Origin of the sequence: Desulfovibrio sp., from assembly GCF_014803725.1 — a bacterium.
Taxonomy (GTDB): Bacteria; Desulfobacterota; Desulfovibrionia; order Desulfovibrionales; family Desulfovibrionaceae; genus Desulfovibrio.
The window spans coordinates 18117-39445 of the sequence record NZ_JAAVBE010000020.1; the positions used below are offsets into that span (position 1 = coordinate 18117).

Here is a 21329-nt window from a genome sequence, read left to right on the forward strand (position 1 = left end):
GCGCTCTGGCCCGGACGCGGGGGCCCGGCGGTGGACTATATCTCGCCCCCGCCGGTTGAATCCCTCGCCGCCATCCGTCCGCGCCGCGTGGCCCTGCTGGGTTCCACGGGCTCCATCGGCCGCAACGCGCTTTCCGTGGTGGAGGCGTCCGAGGGGCGCCTTGAGGTCGCCGGCCTCGCCTGCGCGCGCAATGTGGAGCTCCTGGCCCGGCAGGCCGTGCGCCACCGGCCCCCGGTGCTCGCCGTGCTCGACGATGCGGCGGCCGCGGCCCTGCGCCCGCTCCTCCCCGCTGGCTATGCGCCCGTGATCCTTACAGGCCGCGCCGGTTATGCGCGCCTCGCCGCGCTCACCGGGGCGCAGACCGTGCTCTCGGCGCAGGTGGGCGCGGCCGGCCTCACGGCCACCCTGGCCGCGGCCCTTGCGGGCAAGATGGTCTCACTCGCCAACAAGGAATCCCTGGTGCTCGCCGGCGCCCTTGTGCGCGCCATCTGCGCGGGTACGGGCGCGGCCGTGCTGCCCGTGGACTCGGAGCATGACGCGCTCTTCCAGTGCGTCGCCGGGCGCGGGCAGGAGGTGGAAAACCTCGTGCTCACGGCCTCGGGCGGGCCTTTCCGCGGCCGGAGCGCCCGCGAGCTCGCCCGGGTGACGCCGGAAGCGGCGCTGGCCCACCCCAACTGGCGCATGGGGGCCAAGATCAGCATCGACTCGGCCACCCTGATGAACAAGGGCCTTGAGCTTATTGAGGCCGTGCACCTCTATGGCGTGTCGCCGGAGCGGGTGCGCATCCTCGTGCATCCGCAGTCAGTGGTGCATTCGCTGGCGGAATTTGCCGACGGCTCCTTCATGGCGCAATTGGCTGCGCCGGACATGCGGCTCCCCATCGGGCATTGCCTGGACTGGCCGGCCTGCGCCGGCCGCGGCGCCCCGCCCCTTGACCTCGCCAAGGTGGGGAGCCTCACCTTTGAGGAGCCGGACGCGAAGCTTTTCCCCTGCCTCAGCCTCGCGCGCGAGGCGCTCCTGGCCGATCGCGCGGCCTTGGGGGGCGCCCCCGGCTTCGGCCCGGCCTGCGTGGCGCTCAACGCGGCCAACGAGGCGGCGGTGGAGCTTTTCCTCCACGGCGGCTGCGGCTTTACGGACATCCCGACCTTGGTGGACGCGGCGCTCGCCGCGCTGCCCGGGCTTGACGAGGGACGCGCCCTTGCGCCGCTTTCCTCCGGCGAGCTGCCCCGGAGCCCCCTTGACGAAGCCCGCGCGGCAAAGCTCGCCCTCGAGCTCACCGCCCGCGTGGACGCCCTAGACCGCGCCTGCCGCGCCCTGGTGCGCCGCCGCGCCGCCCATCCCGAGGAGCCAAAGTGCTGACGACCATCGTTGCCGTGATCATCGTCCTCGGCGGACTGATCTTCTTCCACGAACTCGGGCATTTCGCCGTGGCCCGCGCGCTCGGCATGGGCGTGTCCACCTTTTCGCTCGGTTTCGGGCCCAAGATCCTCAAGCGCAAGATCGGCCAGACCGAATACGCGCTCTCGCTCATCCCCCTGGGCGGCTATGTGGCCCTTGTGGGCGAAAGCGACGAGGCCGACATCCCGCCGGGCTTCACGCCCAAGGAGAGCTTCGCGCTCAGGCCCGCGTGGCAGCGGCTGCTCGTGGTGGCGGCCGGGCCTGTGGCCAATATCCTGCTCGCGTGGCTGCTCTGCTGGGCGCTGGCCTTCGGCTGGGGCGTGCCCGTGCTCCAGCCCGTGGTGGGCGCCGTCTCGGCCGGCAGCCCGGCCGCCCGCGCCGGGCTCGTCCCCGGCGACCGCATCCTCGCCATCGACGGCAAAAAGCTGGAAAGCTGGGAGGCCATGTCCTCCACCATCAACGCCAGCGACGGGCGCCCGCTGCATCTGGAGGTATTGCGGCCCGAAACGCCCGGGGAGAGCGGCCCGGAAGCGCGGGGCCATATCCTCGACCTTGAACTCACGGCCGAGCGCGCCACGCGCAAGACCATCTTCGGCGAGGAGGAGACCGCGTGGCTCATCGGGGTGCGCGCGGGCAACAGCGTGAGCGCGGAGCCCAAAGGCTTCTGGGCGGCTGCCGCGGCAGGCGCCCGGCAGACCTGGGGCATGGTCTCCCTCACCTGGCAGAGTTTCGTCAAGCTGGCGCAGCGCGTGGTGCCGCTGGACCAGGTGGGGGGGCCCATCATGATCGCCCAGATGGTGGGCGAGCAGGCGCATCAGGGCCTCGCCGGGCTCATCGCGCTGACGGCGCTCATCAGCGTCAATCTCGGCATCCTCAATCTCCTGCCCGTGCCCGTGCTGGACGGCGGGCAGATCGTGTTCTGCCTCATCGAGATGATCTTCCGCCGGCCGGTACCGCAAAAGGCGCAGGAAATGGCCACCCGCGTGGGGCTCTTCCTGCTGGTCGGCCTCATGGCCCTCGCCACCTTCAACGACGTGTGGCGGCTCTTCAAATGAGCGCGCGCACGCCGGGCTATTCCACCGGGCTCGAGCTCGTGCTCAACGCGGCCGAGGGCGCGCTCCAGATACTGGTGACGGAAAACGGCCGGCGCCGCTGCTTTGAGGAGTGGCACGAGCCCAACCGCGCCACGGAACTCCTGGCCCCGGCCCTGCGCGATATGTGCGCAGCCCTGGGCATCGCGCCCTCCGGCTTCCGGCGCATCGGCTGCGTGGCCGGCCCCGGCTCCTTCACGGGCATCCGCCTCGTGCTCGCCACGGCCGCGGCCCTGCGCCGCGCGGGGCACGCCCGGCTTGCGAGCCTCGACTATCTCCAGGCGCTCGCCACCAGCGCGGTCATGCAACGGGGCCTGCTCTATCCCGCGCCCGTCATGGTGGTGACCCATGCCCGGCGTAACCTCGTCCACTACCGGCCTTTTTGCTCCTATGGCCCGCAGATCCCGGCGCAGCCCACAGGCCCCGTGGAACTCATCACGCCGGAGGAAGCCCTTGCCCGCATGGCCGGGGCGCCCTGCCATGTCTGCGGCAGCGGCCTTATGCGCAACCCGCGCTGGTTCGAGCCCGAGGCCACGGGACGCGGGCCGGCCGGCGCGCCGGACGCCGTCGTCATGCCGGAACTCGTGGACCCGGGCGCGCCCGCCCTCGCCCTGCTCGCCCGCCATGGCGACTATTTTCCCAAGGATATCGAGCCTCTTTATGTGCGCCCCTGCGACGCCGCCGAAAACCTCGGCGAGCTCGCGGCCCGGCAGGGCATGGACGGCGAGGCGGCCCGCGCCGAGCTGCAAGACCTGCTCAACCGCAAGCCGGAAAGCGCGGATTAGAGGCGCTCCCCCTTTCGGGGTGGGCGGCCGCGCCCTCAGATGACCTTGTTCAGCGCGTATTCGATGATGCCCTCGGCCCCGGCGGCGCGCAGGCGCGGGATGAGGTCGCGCACGATGCCCACCTCCACCACGGTCTCCAGCGAGAGCCACGCCTTGTCGCGCAGGGGCGAGACCGTGGGCGAGTTGAGCGCGGGCAGCATCTCGAGGATGGCGTCGAGCCTGTCGGCCGGGGCGTTCATCTTGAGCGCCACGAGGTTCTCGGCGCGGAGCGCCCCCTTGAGGAGCAGCGTGATCTGGTCGATCTTGGCGCGCTTCACGGGGTCGGCCCAGGCCTCGGCGTTGGCGATGAGCACCGGGAAGGACACCATGACCTCGTCGATGATCTTGAGCCCGTGGGCGCGGATGGTCGTGCCGGTCTCGGTGACTTCCACGATGCCGTCGGCAAGCCCCTCCACCACCTTGGCCTCGGTGGCGCCCCAGGAATAGAAGATGTCGGCGTCCACGCCCTTGCCCGCGAAATAGCGGCGCGTGAGCCCTTCGAGCTCGGTGGCGATGCGCTTGCCCGCGAGGTCGGCCGCGCAGGTGTAGGGCGCGTCCCCGGCCACGGCCAGCACCCAGCGGCAGGGCCTGGAAGAGTTCTTGGAATACACAAGGTCGGCCACGCGCACCACCTTGTCCTCATGGCCGCGTTCGCCCAGCCAGTCGAGGCCGGTGATGCCCACGTCCAGCACGCCGGCCGCCACATAGCCGCCGATTTCCTGCACGCGGCAGAGCGAGGCCGAAAGCTCGGGGTCATTGATGTCCGGGAAGTAGTTGCGCGCATGCTTGCGGATCTTCCAGCCCGCGCGCTCGAAAAGGTGGATGGTGGCCTCCTCGAGCGAGCCCTTTGGCACGCCGAGCTTGAGGACGGGACGGTTCTGGGCGCTCATGCGTTGCTCCCGTGGCTGGAAGTGGAGGGGGATGCGGCTGTGCCATACACGGCGGCGGGGTCGAAAACCATGGGCGCGCATTCGGCAACTTCGCCCGCCCGCCACTCGCGGAAAAAGCAGGAGCGGTGCCCGGTGTGGCAGGCCGCGCCGCCGATCTGCTCCACCATAAGCAGGATGGCGTCGCTGTCGCAGTCAAGGCGCACGGCCACGACGCGCTGCACATGGCCCGAGGTGGCGCCCTTGTGCCAGAGCTCGCGGCGGCTGCGGCTCCAGAAATGGGCCTCCGCGGTCTCGAGCGTGCGCCGCCAGGCCTCTTCGTTCATCCACGCGAGCATGAGCACCTCGCCGCTGGCCGCGTCCTGCACCACGGCCGGCAGGAGGCCGCCCCCGAATGCCGGCGCGAAGCCGGCCTCATTCGCCTTTTGGGCCACTGTGTCCGCCATGGCGTCCTGCACCCCTCACATCTTCCGCGCCCGGCCCCGTGCCGTGCGGCCCCTCACGTTAGGCGCATTCCGGGCGCGGGGCAAGCCGCATTTCGCGGCGCCCCGGGCTGACGCCTTGCGGAAGCCGGCGAAATGGCGTATTCTTTGGCTCTCCATGGACGGGAGGCGGCGCATGCCCGCTGCCTCATTTTGGCGCGCCCGCGCGCAAAGGCCCCCTATGCCGGAACCCTCCTCTTCCCCCTCCCCGGAGGAAAAACCCGCGGAAAGCGCCGCCGCGCCGGCCGCGCCCGTCGTGGCCGAAGACGAACTGGTCGATATTTCCGTCAGCGCGCCGCAAAACGCCCTGCCGCCGGTGACGCTCGACGAGCTGGGCGCGCCCCTGCGGGAGGCCTGCGCCCGCGCCGGCTGGCACAGCCTGATGCCCGTGCAGTCCCTGGCGCTGCCCTACCTGCTCGCCGGGCGCGACATCATGGTGCAGTCGCGCACGGGCAGCGGCAAGACGGGCTGCTATCTCCTCCCCATGCTCGAGGAGCTCGACCCGGCCCTCAAGGCGCCGCAGGCCCTGGTGCTCGCGCCCACGCGCGAGCTCGCCCTGCAGGTGGAGCGCGAGGCAAAGACGCTTTTCGCCGGCACGGGCCTCGATGTCTGCGCCATTTACGGCGGCGTGGGCTACAAGAAGCAGATGGACGCCCTGCGCGCCGGCGTGCAGGTCATCGTGGGCACGCCGGGCCGCGTGCTCGACCATCTCCTGCGCCACACCCTCGACCTTGCGAAGCTCAGGCTGCTCGTGTTTGACGAGGCCGACCGCATGCTCTCCATCGGCTTCTACCCGGACATGAAGGAGATCCAGCGCTATCTCCCGGCCCGGCGCCACACCTGCCTTTTCTCGGCCACCTACCCGCCCCATGTGCTCAAGCTGGCTGCGGAATTCATGACCGAGCCGGACATGCTCTCCCTCTCGCGCAAGGAGGTGCATGTGGCCGAGGTGGCGCACGAGTTCTGCGAAGTCAAGCCCATGGACAAGGACCGCGCCCTCGTACGCCTGCTGGAGACGGAAAACCCGGCTTCGGCCATCATTTTTTGCAACACCAAGGCCAATGTGCACTATGTGACGAGCGTGCTCCAGGGCTTCGGCTACAGCGCGGACGGCCTCTCGGCGGATCTCACGCAGGCGAAGCGCGAGGCCGTGCTGCAAAAGGTGCGCGAGGGCAAGCTCCAGTACCTTGTCGCCACGGACGTGGCCGCCCGCGGCATCGACATCCCGGCGCTCTCGCATGTCTTCCTCTACGAGCCGCCGGAAGACCACGAGAGCTACATCCACCGCGCCGGGCGCACGGGCCGGGCGGGCTCGGCGGGCACGGTCATCTCGCTCGTGGACGTGATGCAGCGCATGGAGCTCGAGCGCATCGCGCGGCACTACAAGATCAACCTGACCGAGATACCCGCGCCCACGGACGCCGATGCGGCCAGGGCCGCTTCCGCGCGGCTCATGGCCGTGCTGGAGGCGCGGTACCGCGGGCTCACCGGGCTTGAGCGCATGCGCGTGGCCCGCTACGCCGACCTCGCGCGCGAGCTCGGTAAGGCGCCGGAAGACGGGGGCTCCGGAGACGGCGAGGGAGAGGAAAACGCCAACCTGCTCCTGCTCGCCATGCTGCTGGACGCCTGCCATCAGGAAAATTTGCGCGAAGGCTTCGTCTTCCCCACGGGGAGCGCGGCCCCGGCGCCCAAGAGTTCCGGGAGCGGTGCCGGCGGGCGCGGCGCCCGCGGCGGAAGGACGCGGGGCAAGCGGAGCCCCCACGCGGAGGCGCCAGCGGCAACGGTCCCGGCGGAAAATGCGCAGGCCCCCGATGACAGGGCAGCCGGCGGTGAAGGCCAGGCCCCGCGCAAAAGGCGGCGCCGCTCGCGCGGGCGCCGTGGCGGCCAGGGAGGCTCGGCGTCTGCCGCCACCGAGGCTGCGGGAGACCGCGGAGACTAGCCCGTCATGGCGGCGGGACGCTTTGGGTGTGACAGCAAGACGCGGTAATTGATTTTTCCTCCTTCCGTCTGGAGCGAAGCGGAAGACGGGTGCTGGTGTCGGAAGAATCCTAAAAAATAAGATTTTTCGGGGCTGGCAAGGAAGATAAAAATTTCCGAAGGGAGTGTACTTAAGTACTCGACCGAGGAAATTTTTCTCTGACGCAGCCAGCATCGAAGCGGTAGCCGTTGGCGAGCTTGCGAGCCTTACGGATAGCGACAGCGGCATCATAGACTGACTTTTGCGGCAACTTGCTGCTGTCTTCATCCGTAGCTTCCTGCGTCGCAACGGCTGAAGCAAGGCTGTTTTTGACGGATAATTTCGACATTAAACGGGCAGCAACAACGCGCCTGCACGAGGTCGACAACTCAAACCTCCAACTACGACTTCAGTGCATTGCACGGAGCGTCCATGCAGTATCTTGCGGAGCCAGACGAATCGCCCGACATCATCCAGGTGGCGCTGGACAATTTCGCCGCCCTCCTGGACGACGCGGACTTCACGGCCGAGCTCGAGCTCATGGGCGTGGGACGCTTCCAGTTTTTGCGGCGCCGCCAGATGGGCCTCGAGCTGCGCGGCCTGTACATCGCGCTCTGGCGCCTGGCCCTTTCGCGCTCCTTCCCCAACGATGCGGACGCCATGTTCGCGTCCTTCCTCCACAGCCACCTCACGCGCCACCCCGACAAGGGCGCGCGCCAGGCGGCGGAGCGGGCCCGCCAGTACTGGGGCATGCTCCAGCCCACGGGCGACGCGGATTTCAACGAGGTGGCGCGCCATCTCACCTCCTTCGCCGAGCGGGACGAAAAGGCGCAGCGCACCCTCACGCTCAAGCTGGCCCTCCACATCCGCAAGGTGTACCGCTTCATCTTCGACCGCCTGCTCTGAGCGCCCCGAGCCCCTTGCCATGCAGATCGCCGACACCCCCGCCGCCTTTGCCGCGCTGCCTGCCACGGGCGTGACCATCGGCAACTTTGACGGCGTGCACTTGGGGCACCAGGCGCTCGTGCGGCGCACCCTCGAGGTCTGCGGCGCCCGCGGCCTTGACTGCGTGGTCGTGACCTTTCGCCCGCACCCGCGCACCGTGCTCACGCCTGAGCGCCCGCACGCCCCCCTGAGCACGCGCGCCGAGCGCTTCGCCCTTCTGGAGCGCCTTGGCGTGCGCCACATCCTTGAGCTGCCCTTCACGCGCGAGCTCGCGGCGCTCTCCCCAGAGGATTTCGTGCGCGGCTACCTCTTGCCGCTCCAGCCCCGCGAACTCGTGGTGGGGCACGATTTCACCCTCGGCAGGGGCCGCAGCGGCCACCCGGAACTTTTGCAGCAGCTCGGCCGCGACATGGGCTTCGGCGTGGAGCAGGTGAGCGCGGTGCTCGCCGGCGGGGCGCCCGTGAGCTCCACGCGCCTTCGGGAGTGTCTTGCCGGGGGCGACGTGGCCCTGGCGCGGCACCTTTTGGGGCGCCCCTATGCGGTCTCCGGCGCAGTGGCGCACGGGGAGGGCCGCGGCCGGGGCCTGGGCTTTCCCACGGCCAACCTCGACGGCGCGGCCACGCTGCTGCCGGCAAACGGCGTCTATGCAACGCGCGCCCGCTTGGGGGGCCGGAGCTTCGACGCCGTGACCAATATCGGCATGAAGCCTACCTTCGGGGGCGACCGCCTCACCGTGGAGAGTTTTTTGCTGGATGCGGAAGGCGACTTCTACGGCGAGGACCTTGCCCTCGAATTCGCGGCGCGCCTGCGCGGCGAACAGCGCTTCCCCGATGCGGCCGCGCTCGGCCGGCAGATCAGCGCGGACGTGGCGCTGGCCCGGCGCCTGCTGGCTGAGGACGCCGAGCACCCGGAGCCCGCATGATCACCGCCGACATGCACAACCATACCCTGGCCTCGCACGGCACGGCCGACGTGGCCGCCATGGCCGCGCAGGCCAAGGCGGCCGGGCTCGCGTGGTTCGGCTTCTCCGAGCATTCGCCGCTGCCCGGGGGCTTTTCCTGCGCGCTCTATACCGGCGATCTCGCCGCCGGATTCCCGCGCTATGCGGCCGAGGTGCTGAAGCTCAGGGAAAAATCCGCCCAGCCCGGTGCCGACGGCCCGCGCATCCTCCTCGGGCTGGAGCTGGACTGGCTGCCCTCGCGCCTCGGCTATATGCGCGAGCTGGTGGCCGCATGGCCCTTCGACTATGTGCTCGGCTCCCTGCACTATCTGGACGGCATGTCCGTGGGCGCGATCGCCAACTGGGGGCCGGAAGTCCCGCGCGAGGAGCGCTTCGCCCGCTTTGCCGCCTATTTTTACGAAATGGCCTCCATGGTGAAAAGCGGCCTCGTTGACGTGGCCTCGCACCCGGATTTCATCAAGCTGCGGGCGGTGGACGATTTCCATGCCTGGCTCGGCGCCGCGGAAAGCCGGGCTCCGCTGGAGGCTGCCGTTTCGGCCCTCTCCGAAAGCGGCACGGCCATGGAGGTCTCGGCAGCGGGCCTGCGCCTCGACTTTGCCGAGCCCTACCCGGCGCCGGCCATCATGCGCCTCGCGGCCGGGGCCGGGGTGGACATCTGCTTCGGCTCGGACGCGCACCGCCCGGCGGACGTGGGGCGCCCCTTTGACCGCCTGGCCAGCTATGCCCGCTCCTTCGGCTATGCGGAGTCGGTCATCTTCATCAACCGCCAAAAACGGCGCCTCGCGTTCTGAACGCCCGCGCCCCGGAGCGCCCATGGACGGCACCAAACTGCCCGGTCCCGACCACATCGACGCCAGCCAGCCCGACACGGACGAAGGCCGCGACCTGCTGGAAAGCCTGCCCGAGCTCGCCCCGGACGAGACCTTCGTTTTCGACTGCGGGCCGCACATGCCCTGCTTCAACCGCTGCTGCGCCGAGCTCACCCTGCCGCTCACGCCCTATGACGTGCTGCGCCTGCGGCGCCAGCTCGGCATGAGCGGCGAGGACTTTCTGCGCACCTTCGCCAGCATGCGCTCCTTCCCGGATACGGGCTTTCCCCTGCCGCTTCTTCGCATGCTGGAAAGCCCGGACGCGCCCTGCCCCTTCGTGACCCCGGCTGGCTGCTCGGTCTATGAGGACCGGCCGGGCGCCTGCCGCTGCTATCCGCTCGGGCGCGGCGCACGCATGGGCACTGACGGCGTGAACGAGCGCTTCTTCCTCGTGCGGGAGGAACATTGCCGCGGCTTTGACCACGGCACGGCGCGCACGCCGGCCCAGTGGTTCGCCAACGAGGGCATGGAGCCGTATACCGCCTTCAATGACCGCTACATGCGCCTCATGGCCATGGTGCGCGCCACGGAGCGGCAGCTTGAGCCCAGGCTCGCCACCATGGCCATCCTCTGCCTCTACCAGCTCGACAAGTTCCGCGAGCTCATCGAGACCATGCGCATCTTTTCGCGGGTGGAGGTGCCCGAGGAGCGCCAGGCGCGCATCATGGAGGACAGCCTCGCCGGCGACGAGGCCGCCCTGGACTTTGCGCTGGACTGGATGGAGCTCGTCATCTTCGGGGTGAGCCCCAACCTCACGCGTACCGGGAGCTGAAGCCGCCCTTCCGTCCGGCACCGGGCCAAAAGCGCCATTGGCATTGACGGGGCGGCGCGCCCATGGTAGCAGGCGGGACCCTTCCCGTGTTCTCGATTTCCGGCACGGTCACCTGTCACCCGTGAGGTCCCGCATGCTGGATTGGCACGAACGCTACGAAGTCGGCGTGGAAAGCATCGACCATGCCCACAGGGAAATTTTCCGCGTCATCAACCGCCTGCACAAGATGGTGCGCGTGGGCGGCAACACGCAATGGGGCGCCGCCGAGGCCGTCAAGTATCTGCGCACCTATGTGGTCAAGCATTTCGAGGATGAGGAAGCCTATATGCGCGCCATTGATTTTCGGGATTATGAAGCGCACAAGGCCATCCACGACGGCATGCGCCACCGCATCGTGCCCCGCCTCTATTCGCGCATGGAAAACAAAAAGTATTCCGAGGATTCCATCCACCAGTTCCTCAACATCTGCGGCAAGTGGATGAGCAAGCATATCCTCGGCCATGACCGGGAATTGCTGAAGTATCTCGATAGCGAAGAGGAAGAGGCCGCGGAAAGCTGAGGCGCCCCCGGCGCCCCCATCCTTAAAACGCGAGCCGCCGGGGCGCCTTTGCATGGCATCCCGGCGGCGTGTTTTTTAGCTGCGCCGCGTCTGCGCCCCAGGCTCACGCGTAGATCTGCGGATCCTTGAGGGCCGTGTCCTTGTCCACGGGCATGCCGCCGCTGCCCTCGTAGGGGATGCGCTCGAAGAGCTTGCGGTGCGGCGTGAGCGCGATGTGGAAATACTGGTTCTGCGGGATGTGGATGTAAGGCACGTCTTCCGTGCGCTGGCGCAAAAAGAGCGACACGAGCACGCGGTTGATGGCCTGGTGCCCCAGGATGAGCAGGGGCTGGTCGCCCGCGAGGAAGAGCGCGCGCCGAAGGCCGCGCTGCACGCGCTCGCGCAGGATGGCGTAGCTTTCGCCGTTGGGATAGGCGTAGGCGTACTTGTCCGCGTTGCGGGCCGCCGTGACCTCGGGCATTTTCTCGCGGATCTCCGAGTAAAGCATGTTCTCGCAGTCGCCGGCCCAGATCTCGTCAAATTCGCGCAGGGCCATGACATGGGCCTCGGGGTGGCTCTCCAGCAGGGGCGCGGCCGTCTCGTGGGAGCGCATGCGCGTGGAGGTGAACACCCAGTCTATGGGCCGCCCCTCCATGTGGCGCGCCAGCGCCTGGGCCTGGGCGCGGCCCTTGGCGGTGAGCGGCGGGTCGCCGCCGATGCGGCCCTGGACGTTGAACTCGGTCTGGCCGTGGCGCGCGAGGTAGAGGCAGGGCGTCCACACGCTGACCACGATCTCGCGGATGGCCGCATAATAGGGCGAGCTCTCGCAGGGGCGCTCGGCGAGCACGCGGTTGGCCGTGGAATCCACGCACATCCAGTATTTTTCGTCCGTCAGCGGGTCGTAGATGGTCTCGTAATACTCGATGCGCTGCATGAAGCTCTTGAGCGCCTCGTCCTTCGTATACGACGCGTACTCAGGCAGGTCGGCCTTGCGCCGGATGCAGGCATTGAGCAGGAGCGGGTCTTCGTTGACGCACTCCACAAAGAGCACGGGATGGTCGCGCAGCTTGGACTCGATGAACTGGCGCCGGGCGCGGCTCGCGTTGGTGGCGTCAAGGATGGCCACCTCGCCGTCGCCGGAGGCGAGCCAGGACTGCGCCTCCTCGAGGTTGCGGCGCGCGATCATCTCGCGCGCCTGGCGGCCGAAGCTGTTGTCGGGATTGTAGAAATCCGGCTCCGTGGATTCGGCGCCGAGCAACTGGCGGCGGATGTCGCCATTGTTGAAGATCTTGGCGGCGATGCCCTCGGCCAGGAGCCCGTCGCGGATGCGGCGCGCCATGGTGGATTTGCCCCTGCCCGGCAGGCCGACCATTGCCACATAGAGCTTGTGCATCTCGTGCCTCCGTGGGTGGATGCGGGCGCCGGGCGCGGTGGAAGGCGCCGTCAGCGCACGGTGAGCCGCAAAAAGCGCTTCTTGCCGAGCCTGACCTCGTAATTCCCGGCCGCCAGGGGCGCGGCCGCGTCGCCCGCGCGCTCGCCATTGATGCTGAGCGCGCCTTCCTTCACGAGGCGCTTGGCCTCGGCGCGGCTCTTGACGAGGCCCGCGGCCTCGAGAAACGCCGCCGGGGTACTCGCCTCGCCGGCTGCACAGGCATATTCGGGCGCGTCCTCGGGGAAGGAGCCGCCGGCAAAGACCGCGTTGAACGACTGGCGGGCGGCCTTGGCCGCCTCCTCGCCGTGGTAGCGCGTCACCATCTCGCTGGCCAGGTCCTCCTTGGCGGCCTTGGGGTGAACTTTCCCCCCTTCCACCTCGGCGCGCAGGGCCGCGATGGCCTCGAGGCTTTTGGCCGAGAGCAGCTCGTAATAGCGCCACATGAGCTCGTCTGAAATGGCCATGAGCTTGCCGAACATCTGCTCCGGCGCCTCGCTGATGCCCACATAGTTGCCATAGGACTTGGACATCTTGCGCACGCCGTCCGTGCCCTCGAGCAGCGGCATGGTGATGATGGTCTGGCCGGGCTGGCCGTAGTGGCCCTGGAGGTTGCGGCCCATGAGCAGGTTGAACTTCTGGTCCGTGCCGCCCATCTCAACATCGGCCTCAAGCGCCACCGAGTCATAGCCCTGGCAGAGCGGATAGAGGAATTCGTGGATGGAGATGGGCCGCTCCTCGCGGAAGCGCTTTTCAAAGTCGTCGCGTTCCAGCATGCGGGCCACGGTGGAATGCGCGGCCAGGCGGATGAAGTCCGCGGCGCCCATCTGGCCGAACCAGCGGGAGTTGAACGCCACTATGGTCTTTTCCGGGTCGAGGATCTTGAAGACCTGGCTCTTGTAGGTCGCGGCATTGGCGAGTACCTGCTCCTCGGTGAGCGGGGGGCGCGTCTCGCTCTTGCCCGAAGGGTCGCCGATGCGGCCCGTGAAGTCGCCGATGAGGAAGATGACCGTGTGCCCCAGCTCCTGGAAGTGGCGCATCTTGTGCATGACCACCGTGTGCCCGAGGTGCAGGTCGGGCGCGGTGGGGTCGAAGCCCACCTTGACGCGCAGGGGGCGCCCTGCCGCCAGCTTGGCGGCAAGCTCGCCCTCGTCGATGATTTCCGCCGCGCCGCGCCGGATGAGCGCCATCTGGCGGTCAATGTCGGTCATGAGTGCCTGCCGGTATCTTGACGTGGAGCCCGGGCCTCCGACAGACGGGCTTCTGCCCGCGCCGGAAGGCCGGAAAAAAATGCCGGGCGCCCCGTCACCATGACGGAACGGCCCGGCATTTTGATACTCTTTCGCCGGCGGCGCTGTCAAATGCCCGGCGGGCGCGGCGCGAGAGGCCGGCCCCGGGCGCTGCCCGGGTGCTACATGCCGAGCAGGGCGAAGACGCGGCTTTCGGAAAGGCCGCCATGGACGGACAGGGCCGCCACATTGTCCTGCGCGATCATGGAGAGGGTGTCGTCGAGAACGCCGTCCACCTCGCTGTCGTCGAGCAGGGTGGGCGCGTGGATATCGACCATGTCCCCAACCGGCGCGGGCGCGGCCTCGGCGCCATCCTTGTCGAGCGTGGGAAAGGCAAAGGGAAGCGCGGAACGGATGCCGGAAATTTCCATGGTCAGTCTCCTTTGGTCCAAAAACCGCCCGAAGGCGGGGTGCGTCAAAATTGCCGCATGAGCGGGAACGCCCACTAATATGCAAGGGAAATGCCAACTCGGAATGAAAGAAGCCGGCCCCGCAGGCATGACCCGCGGGACCGGCCCCCAAACGCGAGGCCCTGGCCGCTTACATGTCCGGCGGCAAGCCCTGCAATTCCTTGAGCGTGAACACCGGCCCGTCCACGCAGACATAGCGGCTGCCGATATTGCAGCGGCCGCAGATGCCGATGCCGCACTTCATGCGCTTTTCCAGCGTGGTCACGATGTTCTCAGGCGCGAAGCCGAGCTTTTCCAGCGCCTGAAGGGTGAACTTGATCATGATGGGCGGCCCGCAGAGCACGGCAACGGTATTCTCCGGCGAGGGCGCCAGCTCCTCCAGCACCTTGGGGATGAGGCCCACGCGGTACCCCCAGTTCTCATAGGGGTTGTCGATGCAGAGCGTGCAGTCGAGGTCGGGGTTCTGCTTCCAGTCGTCGAGCTCGTAGCTGTAGGCCATGTCCACTGGGCTGCGCGCGCCGTAGAGCAGGCTGATCTTGCCGTAATCCTCCTTGCGCTCCAAAAGGTGCAGCATGATGGTGCGGATGGGCGCCATGCCGATGCCGCCGCCGATGAAAAAGACGTTCTTGCCCTTCCAGTCCTTCCAGGGAAAATAATTCCCGAGCGGCGCGCGCACGCCCACCTTGTCGCCGGGCGAAAGGTGGTGGATGGCGTCCGTGACCTCGCCCGCGTCCATGACCGAGAACTGGAGAAAGCTCTTCTCGGACGGCGGCGAATTGATGACAAAGGTGGATTCGCCCGCGCCGAACACCGAGACCTGCCCCACCTGGCCGGGCTCGAAGGTGAAGTTCTCCATGGCTTCGGCGTCATCGAGCACCACTCGCAGGGTGCGGATATTGCGCGTCTCCTGGATGATCTCCACCACGGTGGCGAGCTTGGGGAGGTACGGGTTGCCGATCATGAGCGGCCGCGGCGTGATGCCCGCGGGCATGCGCGGACCCGGCTTGCCGGCGGCGTCCTGTTTGGGCGCTGGCCTGGGGGCCACATCCTCCTTTTCGGCAGCCTTGGGCGCGGCTTTGGCAGCCTCCGCTTTGGCAGCCTTGGGGGCTTCCGCAGCCTTGGCGACGTGAGGCGCCTCGTTTTCGGGCACGGGCAGGGTCTCGCCTTCCACGGCCGGGAGAGGCGCTTCCTTCAATTCGGTCAACATGGGGTGCTCGTCCGCGGGCAGGGCCTTTTCCTCCACGGGCGCGGCCTCGCCATTTACAGCCTTGGGGGCCTTGGGAGCCTTGTCGGCCTTGGCGCTCTTGCCCCCGGCAGCCGGGGCGGCGCGGCCCTTGGTCTTTTTCGTATCGGCGTCCGAAGCCTTGGGAGCGGCCTTGGCCTTTCCGGCAGTCTTCCTGGTTGCCATGAATCAGCTCCTTTCACACAAATGGACTTCAAGAGATGCCACGAAGGCCCTAGACCTTGCCCTTGGCCGCGGCCACGGCGTCAAGCACGATGGCGCGGATGTCAAGGCAGACCGGGCAGTTGGTGATACAGCGCCCGCAGCCGCTGCACAGGTAGGGCCCCCAGTTTTCCGGGTAGGTCCAGAACTTGTGCGAAACGCGGTTGCGCATGCGCTGGTATTTCTCCGGGCGCGGATTGTGGCCGCTGGCCTCGCGCGTGTAGAGCGAGGACATGCAGTTGTCCCAGCTNCNNAGGCGNCGNCCGCCNNNGGGNNNTTNCGGCTCGCCCTCNTCNGTGATNTTGAAGCAGTAGCAGGTGGGGCAGAAATAGGTGCAGGCCCCGCAGGANATGCAGCGCGCGGTCTCGGCCTNCCAGAANNCCNNGTCCTCGAACATGGCCTTGAGGCTNTCCTGCGCCGCCTTCANNTCCGGCGCGGGCACGAGGNTCGCCCANGCGGCCTTGCGNGCGGCCTCGGCCAGNGGGAACTTNTCCGCNCCGTCAGGNAGGCCNNTNGCNTCCAGCAGTTCCTCGCCNNNCNNNGTCATGGCCTGGAGCACATAGCCGCCCTCGATNTCGGTGATNAGCACGTCCGAGCCGATGGGCGANGTGGGNCCCCCGCCCACCCAGTGGCAGAAACAGGTCTCGCAGCCCGTGGCGCAGGTGAGGCTCACCACGGTGAGNTTTTCGCGCCGCGCCTTGTAGTAGGGGTCGGCNTAGAGGCCNTCGAGNNAGGGNTTGTCNAGNGCCGCGAAGCCNCGCGCGTCNCAGGNGCGGCAGGCNAANACCACGGTNGGNNNNCCCTCNTCNACNGCCGTGAGNGCCANNGTGGTCTGGTTGAGGTCNGCNGGGTCGCGGCTTTTNTNNAAGGTCATCAGGGTCTCGCACTCGGGGAGCACNGCNTCCTTGGGGGGCACGGTGGCCTTGGCGAGGGTCATCNTNATACCCGGCTCATAGGGCGCGAACACCACGGAGGGCTTGGAGGCNGCGGGCTTTTCCACGGGCACGAGCACGCGGCGNCCGCCCTTGGCGAGGNNGGCCGCAACGCCCGGAAGCCCGTCCGAAGCGACAAAACGGAACTTGCTCATTACCACTCCCTCTCATGGATATGCGGTTCTTCCGCCGCGTAGGTCAAGAGCGGCGGGATGGCTTCCGGGTTGATGCCGGACTGGTAGCCGCCGAAGAGCTTGCCCACCGCGCGGGCGATCTGCTGGCGCAGGGCGAGGATGGGGATGCCCACCGGGCAGGCGCGCTGGCACTCGCCGCAGCCCGTGCAGCGCCCGGCGAGGTGCAGGGCGTGGATGGTCTGGAAGAAGAGCTTGTCGCGCGCGCTCTCGCCCTGGCTCATCCAGTGCGGCTCGCGGGAATCGGAGATGCAGTAGTCGCGGCAGACGCACATGGGGCAGGCGTTGCGGCAGGCGTAGCAGCGCAGGCAGCGCTCCATCTGCGCCTTCCAGAAGCCCATGCGCTCCTCAAGGCTCATGGCGTCGAGCATGGCGAGCTCGGGCGGCGTGTNCGCGGCCGGCGTCACCTCCACGGGCGTGCCGAAGCGCTNGTCGGCGATGACCGCGCCCGGCGTGGTGCAGCCATAGCACTTGCCCTGGGCGCATTCGGTCATGCAGAAGCGGTGCTCCTTGCCGTCGGCCGTGATGGTCACGGAAGCCTCGTCCATGGNNACGCTGTCGATCTTNGTGTAGCGGCCGAGCTCGGTNTTNACGCGGGCCATNTCCAGCACNCCCTCGCAGGGGATGGAGAAGATGGTCACGTCCTCGCGGTTGATGAGCTTTTCCTGCAAGAGCTCGGCGATGGAGCGCGAATCGCAGCCCTTGACCACGATGCCGACCTTCTTGCCCTTGAACTGCGGCAGGTAGACGGCCGGNTTGTTGACGTTGAGCGGGCCCCAGACGAGCTTGTCCACGTCNTCCGGGGTCTTCATGAAGAGCGGCACGGTATGNGCCGCGTCATAGCCCTGCTGCCAGCCGATGACGAACTCGAGCTCCGGGAGNTTCTGCTTGATGGCNTCCTTGAGCTCGGCGAGCGCCGCCTTTTCCCCGGTGCCCAGCGGATGCAGCGAGGTGAGGGCCATGTCGGCGAGCCTGAGCAGGGGCTTGGCGTCCTCGAGGCGCGGCGCNGGNCCGAGGTCATGGATCTCGGCGGTGAATTTCTGCACCACCTCCTGCCAGCGCTGGCCTTCCGAGGCCGACACCCAGGTGTAGGCGAAGCGGCGCTGGTCGATGCCGANNACGGGCANNAANTCGCGCACCACCTCGAGGCGNCNGCGGGCGTAGNAATTGCCCACCGAATAGTGGCAGTCGCGCGGGTGGCAGCCGGAAACGAGCACGCCGTCCGCGCCNTCCAAAAGGGCCTTGACGATGAAGAGCGGGTCCACGCGGCCCGTACAGGGCACGCGGATGACGCGCAGGTCGGTGGGCTGCCCGGCGCGCGCCACGCCGGCCGTGTCCGCGCCGCCGTAGGAGCACCAGTTGCAGAGAAAGCCGACGATCCGCAGTTCCTTGCCTTCTAGAACCGGCATAGCGCGTTGACCTCCGCGAGAATCTGGTTGTCGGTGGAATGCGAGAGCTGGATGGCGCCCTGCGGACAGGTCGCCACGCAGAGGCCGCAGCCCTGGCAGACCGTTTCAATGACCTGCGCCTTGTTGACGCCGCGCATGTTCACTTCCTCGATGGCGCCGAAGGGGCAGCAGCGGATGCACTTGCCGCAGTCCACGCAGCGGCGCATGTCCACATGGGCGATGGCCGGGTCGCTCTCGAGCTGGGGCTTCGCGAAGAGGCCGAGCACCTTGGCCGCCGCCGCGGAGCCCTGGGCCACCGAGGCCGGGATGTCCTTGGGCCCCTGGCACACGCCGGCGAGGAACACGCCCGCGGTATTGGTCTCCACGGGCTTCAGCTTGACGTGGCTCTCCATGAAGAAGCCGTAGGCGTCATAGGAGATGCGCAGCTTTTCCGCCAGCTTNNCCGCGCCCGCGCTGGCCTGGATGCCCACGGCGAGGACCACGAGGTCGGCCTTGATCTCGATGGGCTCGCCCATGAGCGTGTCCGCGCCCATGACCACNTAGCGGCCCTCGCCGTCCGGGTAGATGGCGGAAACGCGGCCCCGGATGTAGTGGGTGCCGTATTCCTCCATGGTGCGGCGCGTGAACTCGTCATAGAGCTTGCCCGCCGCGCGGATGTCCATATAGAAGATATAGGAATGGGAATTGGGCAAATGGTCCTTGGTGAGCACGGCCTGCTTGGCCGTGTACATGCAGCAGAACGAGGAGCAGTAGGGGCGCCCCACGGACCTGTCGCGCGAGCCCACGCACTGGATGAAGACCACGTTCTCGGGCTCGCGGCCGTCCGANGGCCGCACCACATGGCCGCCCGTGGGGCCGGAGGCGTTGAGCAGGCGCTCGTACTGGAGGCCGGTGATGACATCCGGGTAGCGGCCGCCGCCATATTGCTCATAGACGGACCAGTCCATGAGGTCATAGCCCGTGGCCGCCACGATGGCGCCCACGGTCTCGGTGACGTATTCGTCCTTGAGCTCGTAATCCACGGCGCCCGTGGGGCAGACCTTGGCGCAGATGCCGCACTTGCCGCTCGTGAGCTTGCGGCAATAGGGCGCGTTGATGACCGCCTTTTTCGGGATGGCCTGGGGGAAGGCGATATTGATGGCCGTGGTGTCGCCCATGTACTCGTTGAAGGCGTCGGGCGTCTTCTTGCTCGGGCATTTCTCGGTGCAGGCGCCGCAGCCCGTGCACTTGCTCCAGTCCACATAGGGCGTCTTTTTGCGGATCTTCACCTCGAAGTTGCCCACATAGCCCGAGATGTCCTCCACCTCGGAGTAGGCGTAGAGCGTGATGAGCGGATGCTGGGACACATCCACGATCTTGGGCCCGAGGATGCAGGCCGAGCAGTCCACGGTGGGGAAGGTCTTGTCGAGCTTGGCCATCTTGCCGCCGATGGTGGCCTCGCGCTCCACGAGGATGACGGGCACGCCGCCGTCCGCGCAGTCGAGCGCGGCCTGGGTGCCGGCCACGCCGCCGCCGATGATGAGCACCTTCTTCGTCACCTCGAAGGCCTTGGGCGAAAGCGGCCGGTTGCGGCGCAGCTTTTCCACGGCCATGAGCACGAGCTCGGCCGACTTGTTGGTGTTGGCCTCCTTGTCCTTGCCGATCCACGAGACATGCTCGCGGATATTGGCCATCTCGAACATGTAGGGGTTGAGGCCCGCGCGCTCCACCGTGCGGCGGAAGGTGGGCTCGTGCATGCGCGGCGTACAGGAGGCCACGACCACGCCGTCGAGCTTGTAGTCGTGGATGGCCTGCTCGATGGCCTGCTGCCCCGGCTCGGCGCAGGTGTACATGGGGTCGTCCGCGTAGACGACATCGGGATAGTGGCGGGCGCGCTCGGCCACCTNGGCCACGTCNACGGTGCCCGCGATATTGCTGCCGCAATGGCAGACGAAAACGCCGATTCTCATGCCTTGCCTCCCTTGGCTTCCGTGCCCTTGGCGCCCGCGGCCGCGCGCGCGGCGTCCATCTTGCGCAGGAGGGGCCCGGCGCTCACGCAGAGCTGGTCCAGACCGAGGTGCTCGGGCGCGATGCCCATGGCGAGGCCCATGAGCTGGGTGAAATAGAGCACCGGCATGTGGAAANNGGCGTCCTCGACCTTGGCCGCCTGCTTCTGNCGCANNTCAAGGTTCATCTGGCAGAGCGGACAGGCCACGGCGATGGCGTCCACGCCGAGCCGGGTCGCGAGCTCGAGGATGCGCCCGGAATTGCGCGCCGTGAGCGGCCGCTCCGGNATGCCGAAGGACGCGCCGCAACAGACCGTCTTGAGCGGAAATTCCACCATTTCCGCGCCGCAGGCGGAAAGCAGGGTCTCCATGAGGGTGGGGTTTTCCGGGTCGCCGAACTGCATCACNTCCGCCGGGCGGCTCATGAGGCAGCCGTAATAGGCCACGAGCNTGATGCCNGTNAGCGGGTTCTTCACGCGGGCGGCCAGGGTGTCCGCGTCATAGACGCGGCCGATGAGCTGCATGACCGAAGTGCTCTCNGGCAGGTCCTCGGCCGCGGGCGCGTCCAGAAGCTCGTTGACGCCCTCGCGGAAGGCCTCGTCCTTCATGCGGTCGGCCGCAAGGCGCAGGTTGGAAAGGCAGCTCGGNCAGGGCGTGACCACCTGGTCCGCGCCTTCCNTNGCCGCAAGGTCNAGGTTGCGCGCGCAGAGCGCGGCGGAAAGCTGGGTNTCNACGGCGTGGGCCGGCGTGGAGCCGCAGCAGCTCCAGCCCGGNATCTCGGCGAGCTCGATGCCGAGCGCCGCGCAGAGCGCGCCCGTGGACTTGCCGTAATCAAGGGCCGAGCCTTCCTGCGANCAGCCNGGATAATAGGCGAACTTCATGGCCGCACCCCCTCTNGCCNTGGCCCGCTCCTTGTAGCGCGNAAGGATGCGCCCGGCCGCGGCCGCGCCCTCGTCGGGCGCGCACTTNGGNATNAAGGGCAGCTTGTGCCGCTTGAGCGCCGCNGGCGCGAGGTCGAGGTCGGTGGTGAGCCTGAGCGAGCGGAACATGTAGAGCGCCATGGTGCCGATNTCCCAGGTGCGGCCGAANGCGCGCACCGTATCGAGGAAGGAGAGCCAGAACTTCTCCACCCTGGGCACNGTGATGTCGCCCTCNTGNCNNGCCATGTGGCGCAGGGTCTCCATGACGCGGGCCACGTCGATATTGTTGGGGCAGCGCAGGCTGCACATGGAGCAGCCGAGGCAGAACCAGACGGCATTGGACTTGAGCACCTGCTCNTTNAGGCCNAGCTGNACGCCGCGCATGATCTGGTTNACCTGGCGGTCATAGACNAAGCCCGCCGGGCAGCCNGCCGTGCAGTTGCCGCACTGGTAACAGGTGGAGATGTCCTGGCCGCTGCGCTCCTCCACCTCGCGGGTGAAGNCCGNNTCGCGCATCCGGCCAAGGGAGATGGCATTCATCATGGCAACTCCGNNACTGGTCGCAGGTTNNANAACCGGGAAGGCAAAACACCGCG

The 21329-nt window shown here is 68.0% G+C and carries 18 protein-coding genes and 1 pseudogene; 9 read left to right on the plus strand and 10 right to left on the minus strand.

The window, feature by feature from the left end; genetic code table 11:
- Positions 1-30 precede the first annotated feature (30 nt).
- Genes dxr through tsaB form a run of 3 tightly spaced genes read left to right on the plus strand, consistent with a single transcriptional unit; the run spans position 31 to position 3274 of the window.
- Positions 31-1359, plus strand: a complete 1329-nt coding sequence (gene dxr, locus HDR50_RS07070) for a 1-deoxy-D-xylulose-5-phosphate reductoisomerase (RefSeq protein WP_365817167.1) — start codon at positions 31-33, stop codon at positions 1357-1359.
- A complete protein-coding gene (rseP, locus tag HDR50_RS07075) occupies positions 1353-2453 on the plus strand; it encodes an RIP metalloprotease RseP (protein ID WP_291357266.1) in 1101 nt (366 codons plus the stop codon). The genes dxr and rseP overlap by 7 nt, the downstream gene beginning before the upstream one ends.
- Positions 2450-3274 carry a tRNA (adenosine(37)-N6)-threonylcarbamoyltransferase complex dimerization subunit type 1 TsaB gene (gene tsaB, locus HDR50_RS07080; RefSeq protein WP_291357268.1) on the plus strand — a complete coding sequence of 275 codons (825 nt, stop codon included), beginning with the start codon at positions 2450-2452 and terminating at the stop codon, positions 3272-3274. The genes rseP and tsaB overlap by 4 nt, the downstream gene beginning before the upstream one ends.
- Positions 3275-3309: 35 nt before the next feature.
- On the opposite strand, the gene hisG is transcribed toward tsaB, so the two are convergent.
- Together hisG and hisI are read right to left on the minus strand one after the other, a co-directional pair.
- Positions 3310-4203 carry an ATP phosphoribosyltransferase gene (gene hisG, locus HDR50_RS07085; RefSeq protein ID WP_291357270.1) on the minus strand — a complete coding sequence of 298 codons (894 nt, stop codon included), beginning with the start codon at positions 4201-4203 and terminating at the stop codon, positions 3310-3312.
- Complete coding sequence (gene hisI, locus HDR50_RS07090) at positions 4200-4646, minus strand: phosphoribosyl-AMP cyclohydrolase (protein WP_291357272.1); 447 nt, start codon at positions 4644-4646, stop codon at positions 4200-4202. Before hisI ends, hisG begins: the two co-directional genes overlap by 4 nt.
- Positions 4647-4863: 217 nt before the next feature.
- Here hisI and HDR50_RS07095 point away from each other — a divergent pair, with 217 nt between their 5' ends.
- The 6 genes from HDR50_RS07095 to HDR50_RS07120 all read left to right on the plus strand — a co-directional run bounded on the left by HDR50_RS07095 (position 4864) and on the right by HDR50_RS07120 (position 10745).
- Positions 4864-6621, plus strand: a complete 1758-nt coding sequence (locus HDR50_RS07095; RefSeq protein ID WP_291357274.1) for a DEAD/DEAH box helicase — start codon at positions 4864-4866, stop codon at positions 6619-6621.
- Between the two features lie 450 nt (positions 6622-7071).
- The gene (locus HDR50_RS07100) at positions 7072-7545 is read left to right on the plus strand and encodes a hypothetical protein (RefSeq protein WP_291357276.1); all 474 of its coding nucleotides are present in this window, start codon (positions 7072-7074) and stop codon (positions 7543-7545) included.
- 19 nt (positions 7546-7564) lie between these two features.
- Positions 7565-8506 (plus strand): bifunctional riboflavin kinase/FAD synthetase, encoded by a 942-nt coding sequence (locus HDR50_RS07105; protein ID WP_291357278.1) that lies wholly within the window; start codon positions 7565-7567, stop codon positions 8504-8506.
- The gene (locus tag HDR50_RS07110) at positions 8503-9336 is read left to right on the plus strand and encodes a histidinol-phosphatase HisJ family protein (protein ID WP_291357281.1); all 834 of its coding nucleotides are present in this window, start codon (positions 8503-8505) and stop codon (positions 9334-9336) included. Before HDR50_RS07105 ends, HDR50_RS07110 begins: the two co-directional genes overlap by 4 nt.
- 22 nt (positions 9337-9358) lie before the next feature.
- Entirely contained in the window at positions 9359-10186 is an 828-nt protein-coding gene (locus tag HDR50_RS07115) for a YkgJ family cysteine cluster protein (RefSeq protein WP_291357283.1), read from the plus strand.
- A gap of 133 nt (positions 10187-10319) precedes the next feature.
- Positions 10320-10745: a bacteriohemerythrin gene (locus HDR50_RS07120; protein WP_291357285.1), complete on the plus strand. Its 426-nt coding sequence runs from the start codon at positions 10320-10322 to the stop codon at positions 10743-10745.
- Positions 10746-10848: 103 nt separating this feature from the next.
- On the opposite strand, the gene HDR50_RS07125 is transcribed toward HDR50_RS07120, so the two are convergent.
- The 8 genes and pseudogenes from HDR50_RS07125 to HDR50_RS12495 form a co-directional block, all read right to left on the minus strand.
- Complete coding sequence (locus tag HDR50_RS07125; protein ID WP_291357287.1) at positions 10849-12117, minus strand: 6-phosphofructo-2-kinase/fructose-2,6-bisphosphatase; 1269 nt, start codon at positions 12115-12117, stop codon at positions 10849-10851.
- Between the two features lie 50 nt (positions 12118-12167).
- Complete coding sequence (gene tyrS, locus HDR50_RS07130; RefSeq protein WP_291357289.1) at positions 12168-13364, minus strand: tyrosine--tRNA ligase; 1197 nt, start codon at positions 13362-13364, stop codon at positions 12168-12170.
- A 200-nt stretch (positions 13365-13564) separates the two neighbouring features.
- Positions 13565-13813: a hypothetical protein gene (locus tag HDR50_RS07135; RefSeq protein WP_291357291.1), complete on the minus strand. Its 249-nt coding sequence runs from the start codon at positions 13811-13813 to the stop codon at positions 13565-13567.
- Between the two features lie 169 nt (positions 13814-13982).
- Positions 13983-14843, minus strand: coding sequence for an FAD/NAD(P)-binding protein (locus HDR50_RS07140; protein WP_291357407.1), 861 nt, complete (start codon positions 14841-14843; stop codon positions 13983-13985).
- Positions 14844-15309: 466 nt separating this feature from the next.
- Positions 15310-16383, minus strand: a pseudogene (locus HDR50_RS12490) (4Fe-4S dicluster domain-containing protein).
- Positions 16383-17828 (minus strand): hydrogenase iron-sulfur subunit, encoded by a 1446-nt coding sequence (locus HDR50_RS07150; protein WP_291357294.1) that lies wholly within the window; start codon positions 17826-17828, stop codon positions 16383-16385. Before HDR50_RS07150 ends, HDR50_RS12490 begins: the two are co-directional and overlap by 1 nt.
- The gene (locus HDR50_RS07155) at positions 17816-19777 is read right to left on the minus strand and encodes a CoB--CoM heterodisulfide reductase iron-sulfur subunit A family protein (protein WP_291357296.1); all 1962 of its coding nucleotides are present in this window, start codon (positions 19775-19777) and stop codon (positions 17816-17818) included. Before HDR50_RS07155 ends, HDR50_RS07150 begins: the two co-directional genes overlap by 13 nt.
- Positions 19774-21276: a heterodisulfide reductase-related iron-sulfur binding cluster gene (locus tag HDR50_RS12495; protein WP_365817129.1), complete on the minus strand. Its 1503-nt coding sequence runs from the start codon at positions 21274-21276 to the stop codon at positions 19774-19776. The genes HDR50_RS07155 and HDR50_RS12495 overlap by 4 nt, the downstream gene beginning before the upstream one ends.
- Between the last annotated feature and the right edge of the window lie 53 nt (positions 21277-21329).